General features: G+C 76.8%; 7 protein-coding genes. 2 read left to right on the top strand and 5 right to left on the bottom strand.

What is annotated here, in order from left to right; all coding sequences use genetic code 11:
* The 4 genes from GTQ99_RS16735 to GTQ99_RS16750 form a co-directional block, all read right to left on the bottom strand.
* Nucleotides 1-191: aldehyde dehydrogenase family protein (locus GTQ99_RS16735; protein ID WP_166616870.1), on the bottom strand; the 191-nt coding region annotated here is incomplete at its 3' end.
* The gene (locus GTQ99_RS16740) at nt 188-1,783 is read right to left on the bottom strand and encodes an amino acid permease (RefSeq protein WP_166616871.1); all 1,596 of its coding nucleotides are present in this window, start codon (nt 1,781-1,783) and stop codon (nt 188-190) included. The genes GTQ99_RS16740 and GTQ99_RS16735, both read right to left, overlap by 4 nt.
* Nucleotides 1,780-2,625: a universal stress protein gene (locus GTQ99_RS27055; protein WP_166616872.1), complete on the bottom strand. Its 846-nt coding sequence runs from the start codon at nt 2,623-2,625 to the stop codon at nt 1,780-1,782. The genes GTQ99_RS16740 and GTQ99_RS27055 overlap by 4 nt, the downstream gene beginning before the upstream one ends.
* A complete protein-coding gene (locus GTQ99_RS16750) occupies nt 2,622-4,058 on the bottom strand; it encodes a flavin monoamine oxidase family protein (RefSeq protein WP_166616873.1) in 1,437 nt (478 codons plus the stop codon). The genes GTQ99_RS27055 and GTQ99_RS16750 overlap by 4 nt, the downstream gene beginning before the upstream one ends.
* 182 nt (nt 4,059-4,240) lie before the next feature.
* On the opposite strand from GTQ99_RS16750, the gene GTQ99_RS16755 reads away from it, so the two are divergent.
* Nucleotides 4,241-4,921, top strand: a complete 681-nt coding sequence (locus tag GTQ99_RS16755; RefSeq protein WP_166616874.1) for a TetR/AcrR family transcriptional regulator — start codon at nt 4,241-4,243, stop codon at nt 4,919-4,921.
* A gap of 53 nt (nt 4,922-4,974) precedes the next feature.
* Nucleotides 4,975-6,537, top strand: a complete 1,563-nt coding sequence (locus GTQ99_RS16760) for a PucR family transcriptional regulator ligand-binding domain-containing protein (protein WP_166616875.1) — start codon at nt 4,975-4,977, stop codon at nt 6,535-6,537.
* Between the two features lie 22 nt (nt 6,538-6,559).
* On the opposite strand, the gene GTQ99_RS16765 is transcribed toward GTQ99_RS16760, so the two are convergent.
* Nucleotides 6,560-7,567, bottom strand: coding sequence for an NAD-binding protein (locus tag GTQ99_RS16765; protein ID WP_166616876.1), 1,008 nt, complete (start codon nt 7,565-7,567; stop codon nt 6,560-6,562).
* Nucleotides 7,568-7,676: the final 109 nt, after the last annotated feature.

Here is a 7,676-nt window from a genome sequence, read left to right on the forward strand (position 1 = left end):
CGCCAGAAGCACCTGCTGCTGAAGGCGCGGGCGGCGGCGGCGTAGGCGGCGTCCACGTCCGCCGGCCCGGACAGCGGTGCGGTGGCGTACACCTGCCCGGTGGCGGGGTCGACGACCTCGCTGGTGCGCCCGTCGGCGGCCGGCACCGACTCCCCGTCCACGACGTTGAGGAGGTTCAGGAGGTTCTTCACTGGCTGGCTCCTTCGGTGGTGCTCCCGGGCGCGCTCGCCCCGGGTGCGGTGGTGGGAACGGTCGTCCCGCGCTCGCGCGGGAGGGTCCGGCCGTGGAAGAACGCCGGCCGGCGCAGGCGCTGCGCGAGCATGACGACGACGCCGAGGGCGAGGACGCCGATGCCGAGCAGGAACACCAGGCCGATGCCGAACAGCTGCGAGCCGGAACCGTAGGAGGGGTCGGTGGAGTCCACGGCCGTCTGCACGAAGAACACCAGCAGCAGCAGGCCGCCGATCCCCGGCGCCAGGCCCGTGGTGAGGAAGGCGCGCAGGTCCCCCCGCCAGGTGCCGCGGAAGTACCAGACGCAGGCCAGCGCCGTGACGCCGTAGTAGAAGCAGACCATCATGCCGAGCGCGGTGATGGTGTCCCACAGCACGTCCTCGGACAGCACGCGCATGACGGCGTAGAACACCGAGGCGATCACCCCGGCGACCACCGTGGCGTACCCGGGCGACTGGAACCGCGGGACGATGCGGGCGAAGCGCGGCGGCAGGGCGCCGTAGTGGCCCATCGCCAGCAGCGTGCGGGCCGGGGAGATGAACGTCGACTGCAGGGACGCGGCCGAGGAGGCCAGGACGGCCAGCGACATGAGCACGGCCGCCGGGCCCATGACCGGCCCGGCGAGGGCGGCGAAGATGTTCTCCTGGATGTCGGCGTTGCCCAGCCCCAGGCCCTCCTCGCCGGTGCCGGAGAAGGTGAGCACGGCGAGCGCCACCGCGAGGTAGAGCACCACGATGAGGGCGATCGTCGCCAGCGCCGCGCGCCCGGGCGTGGTGCGCGAGCCCTGCGTCTCCTCGTTCATGGTGAGGACGACGTCCCAGCCCCAGTAGATGAACACCGACAGCGAGACGCCGGCGGCGAACGCGGAGAAGGAGCCCACGCCGAACGGGTCGAACCACTCCGCCCGCAGCGCGAGCGCGGCCGGGGCGCTGCCGTCGGCGACCTGCCCGAACGCGGCGACGCAGAACCAGACGAGCACCAGCAGCTGGAAGGTGACGAGCACGTACTGCACGACCTTGGTGGCTTCCAGGCCGCGGTAGGAGACCCAGCAGGCCAGCGCCATGAACACCAGGCAGGTGGCGACGTTGACGGGGACGTTCGCGGCCAGGTCGGCCAGCGAGTCGTCGCCGGTGAGCTGGGCGAGCATGAGGTAGAGGAAGTCGACGGCGATGCCGGCGAGGTTGGAGAGCACGAGGATCGTGGCCGCCAGCAGGCCCCAGCCGCCCATCCACCCGATCCACGGGCCGAAGGCCCGCGAGCTCCAGGTGAACGTGGTGCCGGAGTCCGGCATGGCGGAGTTCAGCGCCCGGTAGCCGACGGCCACGAGCAGCATCGGCACGAAGCCGACGAGGAAGATGGCCGGCAGGTGGTCGCCGACCGCGGAGGCCGTCGGGCCGAGGGCGCCCGTGAGGGTGTAGGCGGGGGCGATGGTGGACACGCCGATGACCACGGAACCCAGCAGCCCGACGCGGCCGCTGCCCAGGCCCTTGGAGGTGCCGTCCGCCCCGGTGGCCTGCGATCCGGTGCCCTGCGGCCCGCTCGCGCCGCTCACCGCTCGCCCCGCGGGACGACCGCGACGGGCACGGGGACGTGGCGCAGCATCCGCGCCGCCGTGGTCCCCAGGAACGTCTGCCGCCCGCGCGCCAGCCGGGAGGAGCCGACGAGCAGCAGCCCGCCCGGTTCCCAGTCGATCGAGCCCACCGCCTCCTGCACCGTCCTGCCCCTCCCCAGCTCCACGCTGAGCCGGTCCCCGAGCCGTTCCCGGGTCCTGGCCACCAGTTCCTCCACCCTCGCCAGCGCGGGCTCCGGCGCGCCCGAGCGCGCGTCGACCTGCACGAGGTTCACCACGTGCAGGGGCAGCCCGGTGCGCTCGGCGGCCTCGGTGGCCTCCGCCAGCACCTGCTGCGCACCCGGGCGGGTGCCCACCGCGACGTACAGGTGCTCCAGGCGCGCGGTCCGCGGCGCACCGGCGGTCAGCACGACCGGCACGGGGGCCGAGTGCAGCAGCGCCCGCGCGACCGGGCCGACGCCGAAGGGGTTCACCCCGCCGTCGGCGCCGACGACGACCGCCGCGGCACCCAGGTCCGCGACGGCCTCCAGCAGCCCCTCGGGCACCGAGGCGGCGGTGCGCACGTGCGCGCGGGCGAGCACCCCGGCGGGCAGGCGCGCCAGGTCCTCCTCCAGCCGCCGCGCGCCCTGCTCGGCGACCAGCCCGGAGACGTCGCCCACCGGCGGGTACGGCTGCCCGAACGGGTCGTCGGTGCGCACCACCAGGACCACGTCCAGCTCGGCGCCCAGCGAGGTGGCCAGCACGGCGCCCAGCGCGAGCGCGTCGGCGCCGCGCTCGCCGCCGTCGTGGGCGACGACGTGGCGGCGCGGGGCGGGGGCGCTCACGCGCCCACCGCGTCCGCGGGGGCGGGTGCGCCGGCGCCGTGCAGCGCGGCGAGGACGTCCTCGGCCGCGGCCCGGCCGCTGCGCAGGGCGCCGTCGACGTGCTGGTAGCCCTCCGCGGCCAGGTCGGAGCAGGCCCAGTGCACGGGCCCGACGGGGGTGCGCTGGTCGGCGCCGTAGCGCGAGAGCCCGCCGAGGTCGAAGCTCGCGGCGTACGCGCCGCGGGTCCACTCCTCGGCCGCCCAGTCGGACTCGAAGTAGACGTCGGGTTCCAGCGCCCGCTCGCCGAGGTAGCCGGCGATCGACTCCAGGACCCGGCGCCTGCGCTCGTCGGCGGGCAGGGCGAACAGCGCGTCGGCCTTCTCGTCGGAGACGAACCCGACGAGGGTGCCGCGCTCGTCGCCGTGCAGGGTGTTGTCGTAGACCTCCTGCACGAGGGCGTCGGCGCCGAACGCCGTGCCCGAGAGCCCGTCCTCGCGCCAGAACGGCGTGGGGTACACCGCGTGGACCTTGATGACCAGGCCCATCGACAGGTGCTGGTGCAGCTGGTGCTGGCGGCGCGGCAGCGGCGGCTCGTGGGAGATGCGGCTGAACAGCGGCGGCGGGACGGCCACCACGACGCGCCGAGCCCGGGCCAGCACGCGGTCGGAGACCACCACGACGCCCTCGCCCTCGCCGTCCGGCGCGGTGCGGCGGATCGTGCGCACGGGGGTGGACAGGTGCACGCGCCCGCCCAGCTCGGCGGCCACGGCCTCCGAGACCGACTGCATGCCGCCCACGACGCGCTTGTCGAGGATGAAGCACTCGTCGGTGAGGTTGGTGAAGGAGCCCGCGGAGGCGGCCATGAGCACGGCCTGCAGGGCGGAGAAGGAGTGGGCGGGCTTGGTGAGCATCCCACCGGCGATGAACAGGCCCACGGTGCGGCAGGCCTCCTCGTCGGCGGACTGCTCGCGCAGCCAGGAGGCGAAGGGGACCGTGTCCAGCTCGCGGGCGCGCGGGTGCGCCCACGGCTGCTGCGCGCCGACCTCGGCGGCCAGCTCGTCCATCAGCGCGGTCAGCCGCTCCACCTCCGCGGCGGTCTTCTCCTGCACGGGGAAGGCGCCGCGGTAGCGCAGCGCGACCCCGTCGGGGCCGACGTAGACGGAGTCGCCCTCGCGGTAGCGCGAGTAGGTCTCCTTGCCCAGCTCCTCGAGCAGGCCCAGCAGCTCGGTCTGGTCGGGCGAGACCCACTGGCCGCCGATCTCCAGCACGGCGCCGTCGACGACGTCGGTCCAGGTGCGCCCGCCCACGCGATCGCGCGCCTCGAGCACGACGACGTCCAGGCCGGCGCGGGTGAGGTGGCGGGCCGCGGACAGGCCGGCGGGCCCGGCGCCGACCACGACGACGTCGCAGTCGACCTGCAGGGCGGGTGGTGCGCTGGCGGGGGCGGTGTCCATCTCGGCTCCGGGTTCCTCGGCTGCTGGGGACTGCTGCGGGGACTGCTGGGGTGCTGCGACGGCCGTGTCGCCCCCCTCGAAAGTGATCGAGGTTCATTAACGGGGTCGCCGGAGCGCGTGTCAAGCACCGCGCGGCGGCGGGGGGCGCCCCGCGCGGCGGGCCAGTGCGCGAGCATGGGCGCATGACGAGCGTCCAGCGCCGCCCCCGGGGACGGCCGTCCCAGCCGGTGCTGACGGCCGAGCGCATCACCGAGGCGGCCGTGCGGCTGGCCGAGACCCGCGGTCACGACGCGCTGACCGTGGCGGCCCTCGCGCGGGACCTGGGCGTGGCGCCCTCGGCGCTGTACAACCACGTGAGCACCAAGAACGAGGTGCTGCGCCGCGTGCAGGACCACGTCAACCGCGAGGTGGACTGCTCCGCCTTCGGCGAGCTCCCCTGGGAGGAGGCGCTGGCCGCCTGGGCGCGCTCGTACCGCGAGGTCTACGCCCGGCACGTCGCGCTCGTGCCCGTCATCGCCGTCACCCCCGTGCGCGGCGCCCCGCACACCCTGGCGATGTACGAGCGGGTGGCGGCCGGGCTGCGCGCGGGCGGCTGGCCCGAGCACCTCCTCGTCGACGCCGTCGTCGCCGTGGAGTCCTTCGTGCTCGGCTCGGCGCTGGACACCCAGGCGCCGCCGGACATCTTCGAGCCCGGTGAGCACTCCGGGTCCGCGCCGACGTTCGCCGCGGCCGTGCGCGCGCGCGGCGGCGGCGACGCCGCCCGCGCCGCCTTCGAGCTGGGCCTGCGGGCGCTCGTGGACGGGTTGCGCGCCACCCTGTCAGCCGCCGGCGCTCCCGAGCCTCCCGACCCGCGGGGGCGCTGACCGGCGCAGCAGCCGTGCACAGCCGACGCGGGTCCCCGTGCGAGGGTGTCCGGGTGCCGACGGTCGCCGACCTGCTGGGGACGCGGGGGCTGGACCTCGTGGAGGTCGTCCCCGCCCGCCCCGACCCGGTGCGCTGGGTGACCACGAGCGAGCTGCTCGACCCGACCGCCTTCCTGGAGGGCGGTGAGGTCCTGCTGACCACCGGGCTGGGCCGCCCGGCCGACGCGGACTGGTCGCGCTACGCGGCCGACCTGGCCGCGGCCGGGGTCGTGGCCGTCGGCTTCGGCGCCGGCCTGAGCTACGCCGAGGTGCCGCCCGCGCTGGAGCGGGCCTGCCGGCAGCGGGGGCCGGGGCTGTTCGCCGTCCCGCGGCCCACGCCGTTCATCGCGGTCGCCAGGACGTTCGTGGACCTGCTGCGCGCCGAGGAGCGGGACGCGGCGGCCACCGCCGTCGTCCACCAGCGCGAGCTGGCCCGCGCGGCCACGCGCCCCGACGCGCGCGAGGCGGTCGTGCGCCGCCTCGCGCAGGCGCTGGGCGGTCAGGTCCTCGTCGTCGACCCCGACGGCGCCGTCCTGACCCGCTCGCCGGCGCGCGCCGCGCCGCCGCCGGACCTGCCGCGCGCGCTGCGCGCGCTGGCCCCGCAGGGCCTGCGGGGGGCGCTGGCCGAGCAGGGCCCGCAGGGCGCCGTGTCGGTGCACCCGGTCGGCCTGCACGGGCGCCCGGCGGGCTACCTGGTGGTGCGCACCCCGCTGCCCCTGGGCGGCGGGCAGCGCAGCACCGTGACCACCGCGGTCGCGCTGCTGGGGCTGGCCGCCGAGACGGGCGCCGCCGCCCGCGCGAGCGAGCGCCGGCTGCGCGGCTGCGCGCTGTCCCTGCTGCTGCGCGGGAACCGCGACGCGGCCCTGCGGGTGCTGGCGGTCGCCGAGGAGGCCCCCGGCCCGCGCGCCGAGGCCCCTCTGCTCGCCCCGCGGGTGCGGGTGCTGCGGGCCGACGGCGCGGCCGGGGCCGTGGAGGGCGCGCTGGAGGCCCTGGAGGCCCGCGCCCGCACCGGCGGCGCCGCGCTGCTGGCGGCACCCGACGAGGACGGCGCCGGGCTGGTCGTCGTGGTCGGCGACGGGGCGGCGGCCGGGACCGGTGCGGGAACCGGTGCGGGTGCGGCCGAGGTCGAGCAGCTGCTGCTGTCGGCGGGCTGCCGGGTGGGCACGGGGACCGCCGTGCCGCTGGAGGCGGCCGGCACCAGCGCGCAGACCGCGCGGGAGGCGTTGCGGCGCACCCGCCCCGCCTCCCCGCTGTTCCGCTGGGACGACGTGCGCAGCAGCGGCGTCGGCTCGGTGCTGGAGCCGGCTGCGGCCCGGGCCTTCGCCACCGCCCTGCTGCACCCGGTGCTCACGCTGCCCGACCGGGCCGAGGCGGCCGCGCTGCTCGCCACGGCCCGGGAGTTCCTCGGCCGGCACGGCCGGCGCCAGCCGACCGCCGAGGCGCTCGGCGTGCACCGCAACACCGTGCGGCTGCGGATCGCCCGCCTGGAGCAGCTGCTCGGCAGGTCCTTCGACGAGGCGCAGCTGCGCGCCGACCTCTGGATCGCGCTGCAGCACGCCGACGACCTGCCGCGCTGAGGGGCGGCCGCCCGGCGGGCTCTCAGCCGGCCGCCACGTAGAGCAGCCGGTCACCCGCCTGCAACCGGCCGACCGCGGGGTCGGCGTAGCGCAGCGGCCGCCCGCCGCGGACGACGGCGAGGACGGGCACGCCCAGCTCCTCGGGCGCCCGGCCCACCTCGGCCGCGGTGACGACCCGCTCGGCGAGGTCGAGGCCGGTGCCGAAGGAGACGAGGTCCTCGACGACCTCGACGGCGGTCGGGCTGACGGCGGCCAGCCCGAGCAGGCGCCCGGTGGTCTCCGAGGAGATGACGACCGAGCTGGCGCCGCTCTGGCGCAGCAGGTCGGCGTGCTCGGCCTCGCGCGCGGAGGCCACGACGCTGCAGTGCGGGGAGATCCGGCGCAGGGCCAGCACGGCGAGGATGGCCGTGTCGTCGCGGTCGAGCGCGACGACGACGCGCTCGGCGCGCTCGGCGAGGGCGGTGCGGAAGGTGTCCGAGCGCGTGACGTCGCCGGTCACGGCCACGTAGCCGTCGGCGGTGGCGTCGGCGGTGGCCTGCGCCTGGCGGTCCACGACGAGGATGCGGTCCGCGCGGACCCCCTGCAGGCGCAGCGCGCGGACGGCGTTGCGGCCCTTGGTGCCGTAGCCGAGGACGAGGACGTGGTCGCGCATGCGGGACCTCCACCGCGCGAGGCGGATCTCGGTGCGGGAGCGCTCGGTGAGCGCCTGGATCGTGGTGCCGACGAGCACGATGACGAAGAGGATGCGCATCGGCGTCACGACGAGGGCGTTGACCAGCCGGGCCCCCGGCGTGACGGGGACGATGTCGCCGTAGCCGGTCGTGGAGAGCGTGACCGTCGTGTAGTAGAGCGCGTCGATCGCCGACACCGAGCCGTCGAGGTTGTCGGTGTAGTTGTCGCGCTCGACGAGGACCATCCCCCAGGCGACGACCACCAGCAGCAGGGCGACGGCGAAGCGCAGCGCGATCGCGCGCAGCGGTGAGCGCGGTCGGCTCCGGGGCAGCCGCACGCGGGCGTCGGGGGCGAGCACGTCCCGAGTCTGGCGCACCGGCCCGCGTCCGGCCCGCCGCCCCGCTGGCGGCGCGGCGGCCCTCGCGTCAGCGCCCGCGCGGCGGCGCCGTCGAGCCGTGCTCGACCAG

Origin of the sequence: Kineococcus vitellinus, assembly GCF_009906315.1 — a bacterium.
Classification (GTDB): Bacteria; Actinomycetota; Actinomycetes; order Actinomycetales; family Kineococcaceae; genus Kineococcus; species Kineococcus vitellinus.